The sequence below is a fragment of the Paracoccus aurantiacus genome (assembly GCF_007993065.1).
Taxonomy (GTDB): domain Bacteria; phylum Pseudomonadota; class Alphaproteobacteria; order Rhodobacterales; family Rhodobacteraceae; genus Paracoccus; species Paracoccus aurantiacus.
In genome coordinates this window covers 1-18404 of sequence record NZ_VOPL01000007.1, presented here as the reverse complement: position 1 = coordinate 18404, position 18404 = coordinate 1, and the positions used below count along the sequence as shown (strand labels likewise).

The 18404-nt window shown below is 63.1% G+C and carries 17 protein-coding genes and 1 tRNA gene; 13 read left to right on the top strand and 5 right to left on the bottom strand.

All coding sequences use genetic code 11. The features are described 5' to 3' along the window. Positions 1-11: 11 nt before the first annotated feature. The 13 genes from FQV27_RS14940 (at position 12) to FQV27_RS19305 (ending at position 12288) form a co-directional block, all read left to right on the top strand. Entirely contained in the window at positions 12-950 is a 939-nt protein-coding gene (locus FQV27_RS14940) for a phage tail tube protein (RefSeq protein WP_147100045.1), read from the top strand. Beyond that, positions 950-1399, top strand: coding sequence for a hypothetical protein (locus FQV27_RS14935; protein ID WP_147100043.1), 450 nt, complete (start codon positions 950-952; stop codon positions 1397-1399). Before FQV27_RS14940 ends, FQV27_RS14935 begins: the two co-directional genes overlap by 1 nt. 71 nt (positions 1400-1470) lie before the next feature. Then, the gene (locus tag FQV27_RS19290) at positions 1471-1605 is read left to right on the top strand and encodes a DUF7697 family protein (RefSeq protein WP_281290030.1); all 135 of its coding nucleotides are present in this window, start codon (positions 1471-1473) and stop codon (positions 1603-1605) included. 1 nt (position 1606) lies between these two features. Beyond that, on the top strand, positions 1607-3787 hold the full coding sequence (locus FQV27_RS14925; protein WP_147100038.1) for a phage tail tape measure C-terminal domain-containing protein: 2181 nt from the start codon (positions 1607-1609) through the stop codon (positions 3785-3787). 15 nt (positions 3788-3802) lie between these two features. Beyond that, on the top strand, positions 3803-4429 hold the full coding sequence (locus FQV27_RS14920) for a DUF2460 domain-containing protein (RefSeq protein ID WP_147100034.1): 627 nt from the start codon (positions 3803-3805) through the stop codon (positions 4427-4429). Further along, the gene (locus tag FQV27_RS14915) at positions 4426-5310 is read left to right on the top strand and encodes a DUF2163 domain-containing protein (protein ID WP_147100030.1); all 885 of its coding nucleotides are present in this window, start codon (positions 4426-4428) and stop codon (positions 5308-5310) included. The genes FQV27_RS14920 and FQV27_RS14915 overlap by 4 nt, the downstream gene beginning before the upstream one ends. Beyond that, on the top strand, positions 5307-5753 hold the full coding sequence (locus tag FQV27_RS14910; RefSeq protein WP_147100026.1) for a C40 family peptidase: 447 nt from the start codon (positions 5307-5309) through the stop codon (positions 5751-5753). The genes FQV27_RS14915 and FQV27_RS14910 overlap by 4 nt, the downstream gene beginning before the upstream one ends. A 9-nt stretch (positions 5754-5762) precedes the next feature. Beyond that, entirely contained in the window at positions 5763-9728 is a 3966-nt protein-coding gene (locus tag FQV27_RS14905) for a baseplate multidomain protein megatron (RefSeq protein ID WP_147100024.1), read from the top strand. Between the two features lie 19 nt (positions 9729-9747). Continuing rightward, a complete protein-coding gene (locus FQV27_RS14900) occupies positions 9748-10824 on the top strand; it encodes a DUF2793 domain-containing protein (protein WP_147100022.1) in 1077 nt (358 codons plus the stop codon). Further along, positions 10821-11108 (top strand): DUF6127 family protein, encoded by a 288-nt coding sequence (locus FQV27_RS14895; protein ID WP_147100020.1) that lies wholly within the window; start codon positions 10821-10823, stop codon positions 11106-11108. The genes FQV27_RS14900 and FQV27_RS14895 overlap by 4 nt, the downstream gene beginning before the upstream one ends. Positions 11109-11202: 94 nt before the next feature. Further along, on the top strand, positions 11203-11877 hold the full coding sequence (locus FQV27_RS14890; RefSeq protein WP_147100018.1) for a YcbK family protein: 675 nt from the start codon (positions 11203-11205) through the stop codon (positions 11875-11877). Beyond that, positions 11877-12128: a hypothetical protein gene (locus FQV27_RS14885; RefSeq protein WP_147100346.1), complete on the top strand. Its 252-nt coding sequence runs from the start codon at positions 11877-11879 to the stop codon at positions 12126-12128. Before FQV27_RS14890 ends, FQV27_RS14885 begins: the two co-directional genes overlap by 1 nt. Positions 12129-12153: 25 nt before the next feature. Further along, positions 12154-12288 (top strand): hypothetical protein, encoded by a 135-nt coding sequence (locus FQV27_RS19305; RefSeq protein ID WP_342779891.1) that lies wholly within the window; start codon positions 12154-12156, stop codon positions 12286-12288. 9 nt (positions 12289-12297) lie between these two features. Here the strand turns inward: FQV27_RS19305 and FQV27_RS19175 are convergent, their stop codons facing one another. The 5 genes from FQV27_RS19175 to FQV27_RS14855 form a co-directional block, all read right to left on the bottom strand. Next, on the bottom strand, positions 12298-13443 hold the full coding sequence (locus FQV27_RS19175) for an SOS response-associated peptidase (RefSeq protein ID WP_246133125.1): 1146 nt from the start codon (positions 13441-13443) through the stop codon (positions 12298-12300). Positions 13444-13475: 32 nt separating this feature from the next. Then, a complete protein-coding gene (locus FQV27_RS14870) occupies positions 13476-15152 on the bottom strand; it encodes a hypothetical protein (protein ID WP_147100014.1) in 1677 nt (558 codons plus the stop codon). A gap of 22 nt (positions 15153-15174) precedes the next feature. Further along, a complete protein-coding gene (locus FQV27_RS14865; protein WP_246133124.1) occupies positions 15175-16239 on the bottom strand; it encodes a UvrD-helicase domain-containing protein in 1065 nt (354 codons plus the stop codon). Between the two features lie 7 nt (positions 16240-16246). Next, complete coding sequence (locus tag FQV27_RS14860; protein ID WP_147100010.1) at positions 16247-17845, bottom strand: AAA family ATPase; 1599 nt, start codon at positions 17843-17845, stop codon at positions 16247-16249. 392 nt (positions 17846-18237) lie between these two features. Continuing rightward, a tRNA-Met gene (locus FQV27_RS14855) sits at positions 18238-18314 on the bottom strand. Positions 18315-18404: the final 90 nt, after the last annotated feature.

The window sequence follows — 18404 nt, the reverse complement described above, 5'->3', positions numbered from 1 at the left end:
AGGAGAACAAGATGGCACGAGCCCAGGGGGCGCGGGCGCAGATGGCGCTTGCGTTCGAGACCGTCTATGGCACGCCGCCCGCGGGCGGCTTCAACAAGATGCCCTTCGCCAGCACTACGCTCGGCGCGGAGCAGCCGCTGTTGAACTCCGAACTCTTGGGCTATGGCCGCGATCCGCTGGCGCCTATCAAGGATGCGGTGACGGCCGACGGCGATATCGTCGTGCCGATTGATGCCGAGGCGTTCGGCTTCTGGCTAAAGGCGGCCTTCGGAGACCCGGTCACAACTGGCACCGGCCCGTGGACGCATGAGTTCCGGTCGGGTGCCTGGTCTCTGCCCAGCCTCTCCATCGAGACCGGCATGCCCGAGGTGCCGCGCTATGCGATCTATTCGGGCTGCGTGCTGGACCAGCTCAGCTGGCAGATGCAGCGCTCCGGGCTGCTGACCGCAACCGCCCGGCTGGTCGCGCAGGGCGAGACGGTCGGCACCGTCAGCAATGCGGGCACGCCCGCGCCCATTGATCTGAAGCGCTTCGGGCATTTCAACGGAACCATCACCCGCAACGGCGCGGTGCTGGGCAATGTCGTCTCGGCCCAGATCACCTATGCCAACAATCTCGACCGGATCGAGACCATCCGCGCCGATGGCCGCATCGATGGCGCCGATCCGTCCATTGCGGCGCTGACCGGCTCCATCGAGGTCCGGTTCGCCGACAGCACGCTGGTGACGCAGGCCCTTGATGGCGATCCCTGCGCGCTGGAATTCTCCTATGCCCTGCCGTCGGGCGAGAGCTTCAGCTTCACCGTGCATGCCGTCTATCTGCCCCGCCCCCGGATCGAGATTTCCGGACCGCAGGGCGTACAAGCCACCTTCGACTGGCAGGCCGCGCGCGACAGCGCGCTGGGCCGCATGTGCACCGCCACCCTGATCAACGACCGCGAGGAATACTGATGCTGACCTTGGACCTGAGCAATGAACCGCGCTGGCACGATCTGGCCCCCGGAGTCCGGGTGCGGCTGCGCCCGCTGACCACCGCGCTGATGGTCGCCACGCGCAGCGATCCGGATGTGGAAGCTGTCCCCGACGAGACCAGCGATGAGACCCGCGCGTTGATCTTCGCCAAGGCGCTGGCCCGTCGCGCGGTGCTGGCCTGGGAAGGCGTCGGCGATGCCGAGGGCAATGCCATCAACCCCAGCCCGCAGGCCATCGACGCTCTGCTGGACATCTGGCCGATCTTCGAAGCCTTCCAGCTGGTCTATGTCTCGAGGGGCCTGCTGCTGGAACAGGAAAAAAACGTCTCCGCGCCCTCGCCGACTGGGCATTCGGTGGGGGCGACAGCTACTGCGCGGCCTGTACGCAATGCTGCGAAGACTGCCCGACGCGGCAAAACCAGCCGCTGACATTCGAGGGCTGGCAGGTCTGGGATCTGGTCGGGCGGCTTGGCGGTCAGCTGCGGGCGCTGCCGGGCGCGGTGATCGGCTGGGATCTGAACGCAGCGCTGGGACTGGCGGCGGCGCTGGGCATCCCGGCCCCGGCCGCAGCCGAACTTCTGCCCATCGTCGAGGCGGTGATGGTCCGGAAGATGAACGAACAGATGGAACGGTGACATGGCAGAAAAACGCGTCAGCGTCCGCCTCGCGGCGGTGGGCGGACGGCAGGTGCGTGCGGAGTTGGAGGGCGTCGGCGAGGCCGGATCGCGCGGCTTCGGGCGGCTCTCGCGAGAGATGGAGGCGGCGAATGCCCGCATGGCCGGGTTTACGCGCAAGGTCGGCGTGGCGGCTGCCGCTGCCGTCGCCGCAGCCACGGCAGCGGGCATCGCCATGGTCCGGTCCGGGCTGCAGACGGTAGATGCGCAGGCAAAACTGGCGCAATCGCTCGGCACGACGGTTGCCTCGATCCAGACGCTGGAGCGCGCGGGTGAACTGGCCGGCGTGTCGATGTCCGGCATCGAACAGGCGACCAAGGATCTGACCCGGCGGCTCAGCCAGGCGGCGGCGGGCGGTGGCCCGGCGGCGGATGCGCTGGAACGGCTGGGCCTGACCGCCGCTGATCTGTTGGCCCTGCCACTGGACCAACGCGTCGGTGCGATCAATGCCGCCATCGAGGCTTTCGTCCCCGTCGCCCAGCGCGCGGCGGTGGCCGGGCAACTCTTCGGCGAGGAAGGTTCGATCGCCATGTCACGCATCGACACCGCGACCTTGCGCCAGGCGACCGAGGATGTCCGCGCCTTCGGGGTCGTGGTCTCGGAACAGGATGCCGACCGGATCGAGCGCACGAATGACGCGATCTCCCGGCTGGGGCTGGTCTGGCGCGGGCTCTCGAACCAGCTGGCGGTGGCTGCAGCCCCCGCGTTGGAAGCTGTCGCCGATGCCATGGCGGCGCTGGCCAGCCGCACCGGGCCGCTGGGGATGGCAATCAGCGGGCTTTTCGACCAGATCGGCAGGCTCTCCACCTATGCGGCCAGCTTTGCCGGTTTCATGGCCGGGCGCTGGGTGGCGGGGCTGGCGGCGGCGGCACTCTCCGTCCGGGGTCTCGCCACCGCACTGGTGGTGCTGCGCGGCGCGCTGATCCGCACCGGCATCGGAGCCCTGATCGTCGGCGCCGGGGAACTGGTCTATCAGTTCACGAAGCTGGTCAAAGGCGCAGGCGGCTTCGGCAATGCCATGGCCCTGATGGGCGATGTCGCCAAGGCGGTCTGGGAGGGGATCAAGATCACCGCCCTCTCCTTCGCCGACGATTTCCGGGCCATGCAATCAGAGATCGAGGCGATCTGGACCCGACTGATGGCCTTCCTCGCCGGCAAATGGGCGGATTTTCTGGGGATGATCGCGCCGACTTTCAACAAGGTGGCGGAAGAGATCGGATCGGATACCCGTATCGATGTGTTCGAGGCGCTGGGCCGGGCGTCCATGCTGGAACATGCCGCCAGCAATTCGGCCCATATGGCGGGCCGCTATCGCGACCGGGCCAGTTCCAGCCGGGCTTCCGCCTTCGATGGCGTCGGACCGGCCATGGAGGCGCTGCGCACGGCAATGTCGGGCGGGGATGATGTCGGCGGCGAGGCGCTGGACATCGCAGCGGAAGCTGCCGGGCGTTACGAGGATGCGCTGGGCGATGTGGAAACGGCCGCGACCGGTGCAGGTGTTGCCGCGAAAGAGGCCGGGGCCGCAGGCAAGGCTGCAGCCGAAGAGGCAAAACCCGCCACCGAGGCGACAGCCACCGGCTGGAAGGCCGTGACAGAGGCGCTGTCGGATTATGCCGGGAAAGCAAAGGACATTGGTGCCGATATCGGTCAGGCGCTGGTCAGCGCATTCCAGAGTGCCGAGAACGCGGTCGGCGAATTCGTAAAGACCGGCAAGCTCGATTTCCGCGATCTGGTCACCTCGCTGCTGGCCGATCTCTCAAAGCTGGCCGCCCGGCGGTTCCTGCTCGGGCCCATCGCCAACGCGCTTTCGGGCGCGCTGGGCGGCGCGGGCGGAATCTTTGCCAGCATCATGCACACGGGCGGGATGGTTGGTGCCACAGGTCCTGGCCGAATGATCCCGGCGCTGACCTTTGCCGGGGCACCGCGCATGCATGCTGGCGGCATGGTCGGACTGCGTCATGACGAGGTACCGGCCATCCTACAACGTGGCGAACGGGTGCTGTCTCGCCGCGAGGCGCAGGAATACGGCAATGGCGTCACGGTCAACATCAACGCCCGCGACGCCGAAAGCTTCCGGCAATCCCGCACCCAGATCGCCGCCGATATCGCCCGCGCCGTCTCGCTCGGCCGACGCGGGTTATAAAGGAGAAATCAGGCCATGGCATTCCACGAGGTCCGGTTTCCGGACACTATCAGCCGCGGCGCACGCGGTGGGCCGGAACGACGCACCCAGATCGTCGAACTGGCAAGCGGCGACGAAGAGCGCAACGCGAGTTGGGCCAATTCGCGCCGCCGCTATGACGTCAGCTACGGCATCCGCCGTGCCGACGATCTGGCGGCGGTCGTGGCCTTCTTCGAGGCACGGAACGGGCGGCTCTATGGCTTTCGGTTCAAGGACTGGGCCGATCATCGGTCCTGCCTGCCTTCGCGGGCGCCAGCAGCAATGGATCAGCAGATCGGGATCGGAGATGGGGTAACGACCAGCTTCCAACTGATCAAACGCTATGCCTCTGGCGGCCAAGCATGGACCCGGGCGATCACCAAGCCAGTCGCTGGGACAGTCCGGATCGCCCTGAGCGGCGTGTCTCAGGGCTCCGGCTGGTCGGTCGATCACAAGACCGGCCTTGTCAGCTTCGACACCGCGCCGTCCGCCGGCATCGCCATCACGGCCGGGTTCGAATTCGACGTGCCGGTCCGTTTCGACAGCGACGTGCTGGACGTGACGCTGGATATCGAGCGGCTGGGCTCCATCACCTCCATTCCACTGCTGGAGATCCGGCGATGAAGACCATTCCGTCCGCATTGCGGGTCCATCTCGACAGCGGCACCACGACGCTCGCCTGGTGCTGGCGCATCACCCGCGCCGATGGCACGGCTTTCGGCTTCACTGACCATGACCGGGTATTATCGTTCGACGGCACGGAGTTCGAGCCGGAAAGCGGGCTGACGGCGAGCGAGATCCGGTCCGGCGCTGATCTCTCAGTCGATGCGCAGGACGCGGCGGGCGCGCTGCGCTCCGACCGGATTTCTGAGTCCGATATTCTCGACGGGCGCTGGGACAATGCCGAAGTCGAGCTCTGGCGCGTCAACTGGCAGGCGACAAATCAGCGGGTGCTGATGCGGCGCGGCGCCATCGGGCAGATAAGGCGCGGACGGCATGCCTTCTTGGCCGAGATCCGATCGATGTCCCATATCCTCGGTCAGACCGTCGGGCGGACATTTCAGGCCAGCTGCGACGCCGCGCTGGGCGATCCTCGCTGTGGCGTCGATCTCGAGGATCCGGCATTTCGCGGCAGCGGCACCGTCATCGACAGCCTTCGCGACCGGGCCTTCATCGCCTCCGGGCTCGGTGGCTTTGCAGCCGGCTGGTTCCGCTTCGGCACGCTGGTCTGGTCCTCTGGTGCCAATGCCGGTCGCCGCGCGGAGGTTCTGGCCCATGATCGCAGCGTTGGCATTACCGTCATCACGCTGCTGGAAGCGCCGATCCGTCCCATTGGCGCGGGTGACCGCTTCACCATCTGCGCTGGCTGCGACAAGCGCATCGCCACCTGCGCCCGGAAGTTCGGGAATGTGGTCAACTTCCGGGGCTTTCCGCATATCCCCGGCCAGGACGCGATCCTGCGCTATGCCTCGCAGGATGGCGGTCATGACGGAGGCGTGCTTTGATCCGGTCGCAAACCGCCGCCGATCCCGACCGCATCATCGCCGCCGCGCGCAGCTGGCTGGGCACGCCCTATCACGATCAGGCCAGCCTCAAAGGGGTCGGCTGCGACTGCCTCGGGATGGCGCGCGGCGTCTGGCGAGAATTGGTCGGCGACGAGCCCTTTCCGATCCCGCCCTATAGCCGCGACTGGGGCGAGACGGGCGCCCGCGAGGTGCTGGCCGAAGGCGCGCGGCGGATGATGATCGAGATTGACCCGCGCGACGTGATCCCTGGCGCGCTGATCCTGTTCCGAATGAGGGCGAGCGCCATCGCCAAACATGTCGGCATTCTGACCGCGCCTGACCGCTTCATCCACGCCTATGAGCGGCTGGGCGTCATCGAAGAACCCCTGACACAAGCCTGGTACCGCCGCATCGGTTTCGCCTTCCTCTTCCCCAGCATCTGAGACTTTTCCATGGCAACTTTAGTTCTCGCCTCGGTCGGCGCCACGATTGGCGGCGGCTTCGGGGGCGCGATCCTCGGATTTTCCGGTGCCGCCATCGGCGGCATGATCGGCTCCACCATCGGCGCGGCCGTGGACAGCTGGATTGTCTCATCCCTCGCCCCGGCCCAGCGCATCGAGGGCGCCCGGCTCGACAATCTGCGCATCACCGCCTCGACCGAGGGCGCGGTCATTCCGCGCGTCTTCGGCCGCATGCGCATAGCCGGCAATATCGTCTGGGCCACGGATTTCCGTGAAGAGACCAAAACCAGCCGACAGGGCGGCGGTAAGGGCGGCGGGCCCAAGGTCGAGACCACGGAATATCTCTATTATGCCTCCTTCGCGGTCGCATTGTGTGAAGGTGACATCACCGGCATCGGCCGCATCTGGGCCGATGGCAAACCGCTCGACATATCGGGGATTACCTGGCGCTGGTATCCCGGCAGCGCGACGCAGCAGCCCGATCCCTTCATTGCCGCCACCATGGGCGTGGAGTCCACCCCCGCCTTTCGCGGCACCGCCTATGTTGTCTTCGAGGATCTGCCGCTGGGTGATTACGGCAATCGCCTGCCCCAGCTCTCCTTCGAAGTATTCCGGCCGCTCGCCGATCCCGACACGGCCGAAGGCCTGACCCGCGCCGTCACGCTGATCCCGGCCTCGGGCGAGTTCACCTATGCCACCGAAGCCGTGCGCAAAGGTGGTGGCGGAGAAAGCACGGCCGAGAACCTGAACGCCGCGCCGGGCAGCCCGGACATGATCGTGGCGCTGGACCGGCTGCAGGCCATGGCGCCGAAAGTGGAAAGTGTCAGTCTGGTTGTGGCGTGGTTCGGCAATGACCTGCGCTGCGGATCCTGCAGCATCCGGCCCGGCGTCGAGGTGGCCGAGAAGGCCAGCAGTCCGAAGACATGGTCCGTGAATGGCATCAGCCGCAATCAGGCGCATCTGGTCAGCCGCGATGTCGAGGACCGTCCGGTCTATGGCGGCACGCCTGCGGATTTCGCGGTGGTGCAGGCGATCCGGGAAATGAAGGCACAAGAGCTGCGCGTCACCTTCTATCCCTTCATTCTGATGGATGTCCCGGCCGGCAACACCCTGCCGGATCCCTATTCGGACAATGCCGCCGGGATAGGCCAGCCCGCATTTCCATGGCGCGGGCGGATCACCTGTTCGCCCGCCGCCGGACAGTCAGGGACCGTCGACAAGACAGAGGCGGCTGCAGATCAGGTCGCGGCTTTCTTCGGAAACGGCAGCGTAGGTGATTTCACCGTCACGGGTGACGAGGTCCGCTGGATCGGCGATCCGGGTGACCATGGCTTGCGGCGCATGGTGCTGCATTACGCCCATCTCTGCGCGGCGGCGGGCGGTGTCGATGCCTTCCTCATCGGATCGGAGATGCGCGGGCTGACCACGATCCGTGCGGGCGCGAATACCTATCCGGCAGTCGCGGCCTTCCGAGCGCTGGCCGCCGATGTGCGCACCATCCTCGGACCGGCCACGAAAATCAGCTATGCGGCCGATTGGTCGGAATATTTCGGGCATCAGCCGGGCGATGGCAGCAGCGATGTCTTCTTCCATCTCGATCCGTTCTGGGCCGACCAGAACATCGATTTCATCGGCATCGACAATTACCTGCCGCTTTCCGACTGGCGCGACGGGTTCGATCATCTGGACGCGCGGGCTGGCTGGCCCGCGATCCATGACCGCGCCTATCTGCAGTCGAATATTTCCGGCGGCGAGGGATTCGACTGGTTCTATGCCTCGGATACCGACCGCGCGGCGCAGATCCGGACCCCGATCAGCGATGGTGCGCTGGGCAAGCCCTGGGTCTTCCGCCCCAAAGATATTTTGGGCTGGTGGTCGAACCGGCATTTCGACCGACCGGGTGGAGTCGAGATTACGACGCCGACGCCATGGGTACCGCAATCAAAGCCGATCCGCTTCACCGAGCTTGGCTGTCCGGCCATCGACCGTGGCACCAATCAGCCCAATGTCTTCTACGACCCCAAATCCTCGGAAAGCTTCGTACCGTATTTTTCGCGCGGCTGGCGCGACGATGCCATCCAGCGCGCCTACCTCGAAGCGTCCTATCTCTTCTGGGGTCAGCCCGCGAACAACCCGGTCTCGGCTGTCACCGGCCAGCGCATGATCGAGATTTCAGAATGCGCCGCCTGGACCTGGGACGCCCGGCCCTATCCGTTCTTTCCCGCTCTGGGCGATGTCTGGACCGATGGCGCGAACTGGCGACTGGGACACTGGCTGACCGGGCGGCTCGGCGCGGTCTCCCTCGCCGCCCTCGTCCGCCATCTCTGCCTGCGCGCCGAGTTGCCGGAAGCCCGCATCGATGTTTCGGGGCTCTGGGGCGCGGCCGAGGGCTACGCGATCACCGCGCTGGAAAGCCCCCGCGCCTCGATCACCATGCTGGCGCGGCATTTCGGCTTCGATGCGGTCGAGAGCGAGGGCCTGATCCGTTTTGTCATGCGCGGGAGGGCACCGGTTGCCACCATCAGCCATGATGATCTGGTCGCGGGCAATGCGGATGGCGAGGCGATCGAGCTGACCCGGGCCCAGGAGACCGAACTGCCGCAGGCCCTCAAATGGCAGGTGGCCCGGGCCGACGAAGACTATGACGCGGCACTGGTCGAAGCCGCGCGCATTACCGTCGACACCAGCCGCATCGCCTCCGAGAGTTTTCCGATGGCCGTGCCGCCGGAAGAGGCCGAGCGCCGCTGCCGCCGGGCATTGCAAGAGGCCTGGGCGGGCCGGGAAAGCGCGGTGTTTCGGATGCCGCCCTCGAAACTGGCGCTCGACCCGGCGGATGTCATCGCGCTGGATCACGACGGGCGGGTCCAACTGTTCCGCCTGACCGCCATTGCCGATGCAGAAGCGCGCGGCGTCGAAGCCGTGCGGCAGGACCGGGAGGCCTATGACCTGCCGCCCGGCGCCGAGCGCCCGGCGACCCTGCCCCGCGCGGTGACCTTCGGGCCGCCGGAGGTCATTCTGCTCGACCTGCCGCAGCTGCGAGATGATATCCCCGCGCGTCAGCCGCTGATCGCGACGACCGCAAAACCTTGGCCTGGCGCGCTGGCGGTGTACCGCAGCCCCGGCACGGACGGGTTCGAATTGCTGACCACGGTGCGGCGCCGCGCGCACATGGGCCGTCTCGCATCGGACCTCTGGCCCGGCCCCACCTCGCGCTTTGACATGGGCAATGTCCTGATCCTCGATCTCGCCAGCGGCCAGCTGGACAGCGTCAGCGATCTGGCGCTTTTCGGTGGGGCGAATCCGCTGGCGGTGGAGACCGCGCCGGGGCGCTGGGAGATCGTCCAGGCGGGCCGTGCCGAGTTGATCGCGCCGGGGCGATACCGCCTGACCCGGCTCCTGCGCGGCCAGCGCGGCACGGAGCATGCCATGGGCAATCCCACCCCGGCCGGGGCGCGGGTGGTGATGCTGAACGAGGCCCTGACCCCGCTGCCAGTGTCCGAGGCCGATGTCGGCATCCCGTTCAACTGGCGCATCGGTCCCGCCCGCCATCCGGTCAGCAGCGACACCTTCACAGCGATGAGCTTCACGCCCGAGGGCGAAGGACTGCGGCCGTTTGCGCCGGTCCATGTCACCCAGCCATGGCGGCGCCCGCATAGCCCTGGCGATCTGACCCTTCGCTGGACGCGCCGGTCCCGCAGCCTCGCCGCCGACAGCTGGCAGGGCATGGAAGTGCCACTGAGCGAAGAACTGGAAAGCTATGAGGTCCGGATCATGGACGGCGCGGACGTGAAGCGGACCCTGACCAGCACTGCGCCCTCGGTCACGTACACCGCCGCGCAACAGACCGCCGATTGGGGCGCAGAACTGACACCAAGCGACAGCCTGACCATCCGCATCTGCCAGCTCTCAGCCCGCATCGGGCGCGGTACCGCCGTCACCACAACCCTCTATCTCTGAACTAACCCGGAAGATCACCATGTCCGACAGTACCACCAACCTGCTGCTGCCCTATCTGATGGCGGCGCAGGCGCAGAAACACGTCACCCATAACGAAGCCCTGCGTCTGCTCGACGGGCTGGTCCAGCTTTCGGTCAAGAGCCGCAGCGAAATCTCGCCACCGGCTGGCCCGTCTGACGGTGATCGCTATATCGTCGCCTCAGGTGCAACCGGCGGCTGGGCGGGCTGGGATCTGAACGTCGCTCTCTGGACCGATGGCGCTTGGCTGCGCCTGCCGCCACGCGAGGGCTGGCGGGCATGGGTCGAGGATGAGGCAGTGCTGCTGGTCCGGAACGGCGCGGGCTGGCAGCCGGTGATCCCGGCCGCGCTCGACGATCTGACCCGGCTCGGCATCGGCATGGTGGCCAGCGCGGGCGCGCCCTTTTCGGCCAAGCTGAACAACGCTCTCTGGACAGCCCTCTACGCAGCCGACGGCGGCAGCGGCGATCTCACCCAGACCCTGAACCGGGAAACGGCGAGCAACGATGCCGGGCTGGTCCTGCAGACCGGGTTTTCCACCCGGGCCCTGATCGGGATGTTCGGATCGGGCCTGTTGCGCATCGCCGTCTCGCCGGATGGGTCGAGTTTTCGCGATGCGCTGGGCGTCGATCCGGCGACGGGCATCGCAGACCAGCCGAACCTGCCGCGCTTCAAGGCCTTCACCAATTACGACAATTACGTCGCGACCGACAGCTGGACGACGCTCGGCATCAACGTGGCCGAATATAACGATCAGGGCTGTTTCGATGCCTCGACCAACCGTTTCGTCGCGCCGGTGGCAGGCACCTATCTCTTCGGCGCGTCCCTTCTCTACAAGATCAATGCCAATACCAGCGCCCGGATGCGCGGGCGGCTGGTCCTGAACGGATCGACGGAAATTCGGGGCTCTTTCGGCGAGATTTCCAGCGCGCATGTGTCCGAGGCCACCGCCGTCTGGCTGCAGACCATGGCCAGCCTCAATGCGGGCGACACCGTCGCGCTGCAGGGCACATTCCGGGCGGCGGATGGATATTTCGCGGCCGACCACACCACATTCTGGGGAGCGAAGATCGGATGACACCCAAACGCCTCGACGACATGCTGCAGATGACCGAGAGCGAGTTTGAAGAACTGCTCGCCCGCGCCGCGCAGGAAGGCGCGCGCCGTGCCCTCGTGGACGCCGGGCTCGATGGCAGGGAAGCGGCCCTCGACATTCGCGATCTGCGGGCGCTCCTGGAAGGCATTCGCCTCATGCGCCGCACCGCCGCCCAGACCGTGATCCGCATGCTGACAGCAGGTCTCATCCTGACCCTGCTGGCCGGGATCGCCCTGAAGCTGAAGCTCTTCGGCGAGGGCGGCTGACGCGCTGGGCGGCGATCACCGCCAAACGCACCACATTCCATTCACCCCACGGCCCGCCAATCCGGTGGGCCTTTTCTTTATCCGGAGGATATCCATGACCACCCGTTTCTACAGCCACTGGCGCGACGTGCCGAAAGACCGCTGGCGCTGGCCCAACTTCTCGCCCGCCGAAATCGCCTGCCGCGGCACCGGCGCGATCCTGATCCACGAGCAAGCCCTCGACCGGCTGCAGGCCCTGCGCATCCGCCTCGGCAAGCCGCTGATCGTGAACTCGGCCTATCGCAGCCCCGAGCACAATGCCCGGGTGCGTGGCGCCAAACGTTCGAAGCACCTGGAAGGCGCGGCCTTCGACATCTCCATGGCCAATCACGATCCGACCACATTCGAAAAGGCAGCGCGAGCTGAGGGCTTTCTGGGTTTCGGCAGCTATCCCCGCTCGGGCTTCATGCATATCGATCTTGGCCCCGCACGGCGCTGGGGCGATCCCTTCCCGGCCCGCGCCATCCCCTTCGCCGAGGATCAGCCACCGGCGCGGGAACATCTGGCCGACAGCCGGACCATGAAGGGCAGCGGCGCGGCCGGGATTGCCACCGTCGGAGCGGCAGGCATCGAAATTGCTCAGGACGCGCTCGGCGATGCGCAATCGGCCATCGAGCCGCTGATCCCCTATCTCGACACTCTGCGCTGGGCCTTCATCGCGATGGCGCTGGCCGGGATCGGCCTGACCGTCTGGGCCAGGCTCGACGACTGGAACCGGGGAAGACGGTGATGGGCGCCCTCGTTGCGCTGCTGGCGTCGCACTGGGCGCGGCGTCTGATCATCGGGGCCGCGCTGATCGGCGCGGTCCTGCTTTTCCTCATCAACCTGCGGCGGGCAGGCGAAACCGCCGGCCGCCACGCCGAACGCCTGAAACAGATGGAGCGACAGAATGACATTCAACGCCGCATGCTGGAGGCAGCCAGCAACCGCCCTCGTGATCGCGACGAGCTTGCTGAGCGCCTGCGCGACGGACGGTTCTGATCGGGGCGGCGCGATCTGCTCGCCGGTGGTCGCTTACGATCAGGCCGCGCGCGACAGGGCGGCGGCGGAGTTGGAGGCGCTGCCCGACGATGCCGTTCTAGTCGGGATGATGGCGGATTACGCTGTCATGCGCGCGCAGGCGCGGGTGTGTGCGGGCTGATCGCCGATGTCAGGACGCCTCGGCCGGGGCATCCACCAGCGCCAATGCGCCATCCGGCAGCGGGCGTTGCAGCTTGCTGGCGATTTCGATCGGCGCCGAAAGCCAGGTCTCCCAATCCCGGGGATCGGTCAGGATGACCGGCATGGCTTTCGGATGCACAGATTTCACCTCGGCACTGGGCGCGCAGGTCAGAAAGGCATAGAGATCGTCGGTGGTTTCGCCATCCTTCACCTTCCGGACCGAAGTCCAGCCACGGACCTCGATCCCGGCGAAGAACATCGGCGTGTCTGCTTCCGAGGGCGCGAACCACTGATTGCCGCCCTTGATCGGCTCGGCGAAAGCCGTGACCGGCACCAGGCAGCGATGCGCGGGGCCGAACCAGCGCCGCCAATGTGGCGAGGTCAGGTTGCGGACATTGGTGACGCCTGGATCCCGCTGGGTCTTCAGGACAGAAGGCGGCGATGGCATCCCCCACCGTGCCTTCACCAATTCCAGCGAATTGCCATCATGGCGGACGATCGGAGCCAGCTGATCCGGATAGACCTTGCCCGGCGCGACATTGCCCGCTCGGTCAGTCATGGTCAGCCCCTTGAAAAGCTGGCGCATCGCCTCCTGCGTGGTGGTCTGATTATAAAGATTGCACACGGTATCGTCGTCCTCGGAACGGCCAAAGGGCAGATAGGGTGAACTGTAGCCCGGCAGGCAGGTTCCGTCAGCCAGTTCCAGATCCGGAAAGGCGGTCAGGCAGGCGCTGGCCGCATCCGGTTCACGGAAATAGAGTGCAATCCGGTCCCGCGTGCCGCCGCGCCCGCCACCATGCCAGGCATAGTTTCCCCTGCCGATCCGAGTCGCCAGCCACTCATGCAGCGCATCGGACCAGCGGCCAAAACCCATCTCCGGTACGCAGATCAACACCCGGACCGGGAAGGCCGAATCGTCGATCTTGGCTTGAGGTGTGCTGCGGCGCGTCATAGGCGAGAACAAATGCAGAACAAGTAGATCAAAGCAAGTAAGAACCCCGCGAATACAGGAATTAGCTCGGGAAGCCGACTGTCGGCATTGCGGCATGGCGCTCACAGCAAAACTGTACAAGCGACTACTCAAACAACGCGCGGCGCAATTGGCCGATGTCGCCCGCTGACGTGATTCGCTCAAACGCTTCTAGACATGACCAACTTCCGCTCTGATCATTGGACAAGCTCAAAGTCGTCTAGAGCGACTCCATACAGCTTCTTAAATGATTCGTTCCCCCACGCCTCCGCTTGCGTCTGATCATAGTTCTCGAACAACCAACGGAAGTCGCAGACAAAGGGGCCGTCTTTAAGGAGCCACTGCCTAGTCAGATCATAGAGAGCCATCGTGCTGTAGAAGCGCTGAAAGGTATCCATGACAGCCTTCTCCGTGCGGTTCGTCCACCTCCTTGGATAAACGCCCTCCTTGTCGCCCCGATCGCTGAACAGCGACAGATGGCGCAGCCATACGTCGCGCACTTCCTTCTTGTTCTTGTCACCTGCCAGGTAGGCGCCGGGCCAACAGAAGAACTCGGGGTGCTCCATCTTATCCTGGCACAGCGCGACGAAGTGGGAGAGGAACACCCTGATCGGAAGATTCATGGGCTCGTACTCGAACGTGCGATACTCCTCCATCAGCTTGGGAAGGCCCGGAGCCTTTTCAAGCCATTTCAAGACAGCGCTCAGCCCCTCCATGGGGTGGTCGTACCCCGCAGCTTTCGTCAGTTCCCCGGATACAACGACGTACTCCTCCCTAGAGTATTCGGTGATGGACCGCTTCAAGTGCGGCAGCTCCTTCACGCAAAAGCAAAGCTTCGTGAAGCGGACACCAACATCCACGTCAAGTATCAGATCCTCGAAACTCGTTACATCCAGAGGCAACCCACGCGTCGGATTGATCGATAGGTCGCACACAAGCAGGAACAACCCGATCAGCGGATCATCCAAATGCTCCGGCCATTCCGCATCGGCAAGCTCGAGGAAGCGCTCGAAGGCTTCGACATAGATTCCCGAAAAATACCCCATATCGCGCAGATCGGTGACTGAGAGTGGCTCCTCCTGCGTGTTGTTCAGGAATTGGAGCTGGATGAATCTTGCTTGCCCCTCATAGATCGCGCGCATGCCAGTAGCAGGCAAGCGAACCGGCGAGCGCCAGTAAAACCCCTCATGCTGAGCGGCATTGAGACGCTGCACCTCGGCATCCCATTCAGACATTTTGGGCAGAATTTTGAACTCCGGGTCAATCGCATCGGCGATCATACCCACGAGCTGGCCGTAGACGATGAAATATCCGTGCCCCACTGACTCGAAGTGATTTTCCTCGATCATCCAATGAATGTTCTCACGAGGCTCATAGGCGTAGTATTTGTAGTACTCGACGTCGAGAGCGTTGTTCACGGCCGCATTAGCCGCTGCAAGCTTTGCCTGTGCCGAGTGCCCCTCTTTCAGAAGCATCTGGTCCGTATAGCCTTTCAGGGGCTTTTTGGCACCGATTGTGGCGAGCACCTCCTTGAGCTCACCCATGCTTGAATGACATTGAGCAAGGTAGCTGAGGCTGAACAGCAGACCCGATGTGGATCCGACATGCTGCCACCAATGAATGGTCTCGTGAATGTAAGTCGAGTAAGCCTGAATTAAATCAGCTGGAGCGGCGCTTGCATCAAATTCGTTCGACTCGATCCTCTCCATAAGTTCATGATTGCGTGGACTTAAGCGCAGCACGAACCGCATTGTTTCATACATTCCATGGGCATTCAGACATGCATTGAAGGTCGGTCCCGCTTCGAAACCGTCGTTCGCCGAAGCGAGGCGTTCGTGATCGAGAGCAAACTGTGTCACAGATTTTTCGGTCATTCTTGCCGTCTAAAAGCTTGGGTCATGCTGGCACCCATTTGGTAGCGGCGACGCTGCAAACCTTTCCGTCGTATACGAAGGCCACGCTGTATCGAGCGCGTGTGACGGCCACGTACATTTTCGTCGCGGATTTTGCTACATGACTGATGTCGCCCGACGCGAGCCATTTGCGAGCTGGCCCGTGCGGGTAGATCAAGACCCGATCGAAGGTGAGGCCCTTTGACTCGCCGAAATTCATAGCTTCGTTAGAATCACACTTGGTCGCAGCGGAATACCGAAGCACCTGTGGCGCGAACCGCGTTATGTAGTCACCCACGTCAGCGCTTGAGACGAGAAACAATCCGTCGTGTCCCGTCAGCTTGTGGTTGCACGAAATTGTCTTCGGCTCGTCCGGGAAAAAGCTGTCGCCCAAGTTCGCAATGGCTTGGTTGCAGCGGTATGTGTGGGCTTCGTGCTCGATCGCAACGAGCCCCTCCTTTTTCCACAGCTCGAACTTCTTGATGATGGCCGGACCAGCAAACGCTTTGTTTTTCGACGCGTTGTTCGTGGCAAATGTGGCCTGTCGGTGGTCACCGACGAAGGTGACTGAAACGCCCGCTCTTAATATCAACTCCAAGAGATCGAGGTCGTACCCGGCCATGTCCTGGATCTCGTCGATGATGATGTGGCTGAAGCGTTGCTTCAGTCGTCGCATGATCGCACCACCTGATCGTCGATCACACTCGCAAACGAACTTCGCAATCTTGTCTGAATATATCCGAGAGCCATCGAGGAAGTAGTGGTCGCTGATCCGTGCCGCCGGAATGTAGGGGACCGACTTTCCTTCAACCCAGTGGATGCCATCAACCCGACTCGCGTGCATGGCTGAACGATAGGGACGGGCAAGCTCCCGCAGCAGAAACGAGTACCACGAGATAACTTCCAAATGGGAGGGAATGGTGCGTACGCGTTCATAGGCCTTGAGCTGAATTTCACGGACATTATTGCGTGTATAGGTGATCAGGGCGGTTGCTCCCTGCCCCTGTTCCCACGCTAGCGCCTGATCGACGACTCGCGTGGTCTTTCCGCCTCCGGCGGCGGATATCACAATGCGATTAGCGCACGGCACGGGCGATATAGTCCGGAGGCGACCACTCCACGTCTGTTTCGAAGAACTTAAGACCGGTCTCAGCTTTGTGTTTGACCATGTGTTCGATAGCGGCTGCCTCATCCGCGAATTTCTTGCCGAGGACAGCGTTGATCGTCGCCAAGCCGTTCTTCTTCACGAGCTGGGGCTCAAGCGTGTGGGCGGTTTCGTCTTTATCGTATTGGATTTTGACGATGTCGGAGTTCAGGTAGTCGGCATATTTTCTTTCCAACGCAGCGACATCAGCATCGTTGTCGGTCACGATATCGGCTGTCTTATTTAGGAGGATTGCGATTTCGAGGAAGCGTTTAAAGGCAAGCGAATTCACAGAAATCACATCAACCCCATCCTCCAGCGGCATCTTGCCGTGCTTCATCTGGTAGGCGCGTTGGACAATCAACTCGTCTGACGGCCCCTCCACGAGGATCGAACGCTTCGCAAGGATGAGCCGCAGCGTGTCGTGCCCCGGCAGCTTCATAAAATAGTCCTGTGTAGTCTTATCCTTCAGGTCGGTCAGGCGCACACCCTCGCCGCGGAGGAACAAAAGTACGGACTCCACGCCAAGCTTGTTGAGAACAAAGCTGCTGTGCGTCGTGATGAATATCTGTCGCGAACCAGCGTTAGCCGCAATGTGGCCGATTAGTTCGTTGAGGCCAGCGTAGGAGAGGTGATTTTCAGCTTCCTCAATCAGGATAATGTGGGATTTTGCCGACGTCTCCATCGCGAGCTTAATCTTGACCGAATTCTGCTCGCCTTTCCCTACGAGTGACAAAGGAATATCGTCCAGGTGAGGCATAATTCCAGCCTCCCAGTTCGCCCGAGCGGACGTGTCGAGGGAAACCGAGATAACCTTGTCGCTGATCTTCCCCTTCTTTTCTGCTAGGGCGTCGTTGATCGTCTTGACCTTCGGCTCTTCAAGAAAGCGATCCTTCATGAGCCGATAAGTCAGCGCGAGATCCACCTTCTCTTTCGAGGTAAGGCTCTCCTTCACGATGTCGATAACGTAGCGGCTAGCTGCCGAGTTGTTCTTGATTGTGCTTGCATCGATCAGGCTTGAGCGAAGTGGAATGCCGCGCGAATTTAGAACGTCGTTCTCGGCGAAGTCCCTCCACTTGATCCAGTAGTACTCCACTGGCACCGTACGAATTTCCGAAGGGTCGGAGACGTACTGAGCAAAGTCCTCTGCGTGCGCCGGGTTGAGTTCAATGAGGAGCGCCACGCCGGGAAGGTCAAGGCCAAGAGTATTGTTGTTGCCTTTGAGCTTCGCAAGGGCCGGATCGTCGGCGAGATACACCTCAATTAGGATCGATGGCGGTGCCTGCGCAAGACCCGCCTTCAGCGCTTCGATGTACTCAAGAACGAGATCGACATTGAACAGATATGGATGGAGTTCAATATGGAGAGGACGGCCGTTGAGTTGACCGGTAAGCGCCAGGTGGATCGCTTCAAGGAGGGTGGATTTGCCACACTCGTTGTTTCCGACAATGACGTTCAATTTGTCATTGAAGGTGACGTTTGCCTGCTTAAGGCAGCGGTAGTTTCTGATTACCGCCCGTTGGATGAACAAACCGCGTCTCCCTTTGCCGCATACGCTGCCATGAGGCACAGCTTAAGCAAAGTCTGCAAGGGCCGGTGCGGCTTAGCCAAGTCTAGCTGCCCAGAAAAAAGCTGGATACGAAATTGGGGTCGGGCGACCTTCTACGAGGTCAGTCCACCCGTAGCTTTACTGGCCCGCCTCGATCCCGCGTGTCGGTTTGGTCAGCATCAGCCCAATGACCGCACGAATCTTTGCTGAGGTGGTAGTATCGAAGGCGAACTATCAGCGGCATTGAGAGCCAAGGCGTCGTACGGTTCTGCCACCCGTCTCTTCAAACGTTGATGTGGCGTTGATGTAAAACGGGGATTGGGATGCCTGACCATTTCGGTCGGCATCCAAGCATTTGATTTGTTTATTATTTTTGGTTGCGGGGGCAGGATTTGAACCTGCGACCTTCAGGTTATGAGCCTGACGAGCTACCGGGCTGCTCTACCCCGCGACAGGTGCGTTATGGCGCACGGTTGCACCGATCTTTGTTTGATGGTGCGGTGTTGTCATCGTTTAGAGAGATATGCGTTTCTTTTCAGAT

Bases quoted from the DNA above. Each gene is read 5' to 3' on its own strand.
- FQV27_RS14920 (WP_147100034.1), top strand. From the start codon at position 3,803: ATGGCATTCCACGAGGTCCGGTTTCCGGACACTATCAGCCGCGGCGCA.
- FQV27_RS14905 (WP_147100024.1), top strand. From the start codon at position 5,763: ATGGCAACTTTAGTTCTCGCCTCGGTCGGCGCCACGATTGGCGGCGGC.
- FQV27_RS14885 (WP_147100346.1), top strand. From the start codon at position 11,877: ATGGGCGCCCTCGTTGCGCTGCTGGCGTCGCACTGGGCGCGGCGTCTG.
- FQV27_RS14870 (WP_147100014.1), bottom strand. From the start codon at position 15,152: ATGACCGAAAAATCTGTGACACAGTTTGCTCTCGATCACGAACGCCTC.
- FQV27_RS14925 (WP_147100038.1), top strand. From the start codon at position 1,607: ATGGCAGAAAAACGCGTCAGCGTCCGCCTCGCGGCGGTGGGCGGACGG.
- FQV27_RS14895 (WP_147100020.1), top strand. From the start codon at position 10,821: ATGACACCCAAACGCCTCGACGACATGCTGCAGATGACCGAGAGCGAG.
- FQV27_RS14940 (WP_147100045.1), top strand. From the start codon at position 12: ATGGCACGAGCCCAGGGGGCGCGGGCGCAGATGGCGCTTGCGTTCGAG.
- FQV27_RS14935 (WP_147100043.1), top strand. From the start codon at position 950: ATGCTGACCTTGGACCTGAGCAATGAACCGCGCTGGCACGATCTGGCC.
- FQV27_RS14900 (WP_147100022.1), top strand. From the start codon at position 9,748: ATGTCCGACAGTACCACCAACCTGCTGCTGCCCTATCTGATGGCGGCG.
- FQV27_RS14890 (WP_147100018.1), top strand. From the start codon at position 11,203: ATGACCACCCGTTTCTACAGCCACTGGCGCGACGTGCCGAAAGACCGC.
- FQV27_RS14915 (WP_147100030.1), top strand. From the start codon at position 4,426: ATGAAGACCATTCCGTCCGCATTGCGGGTCCATCTCGACAGCGGCACC.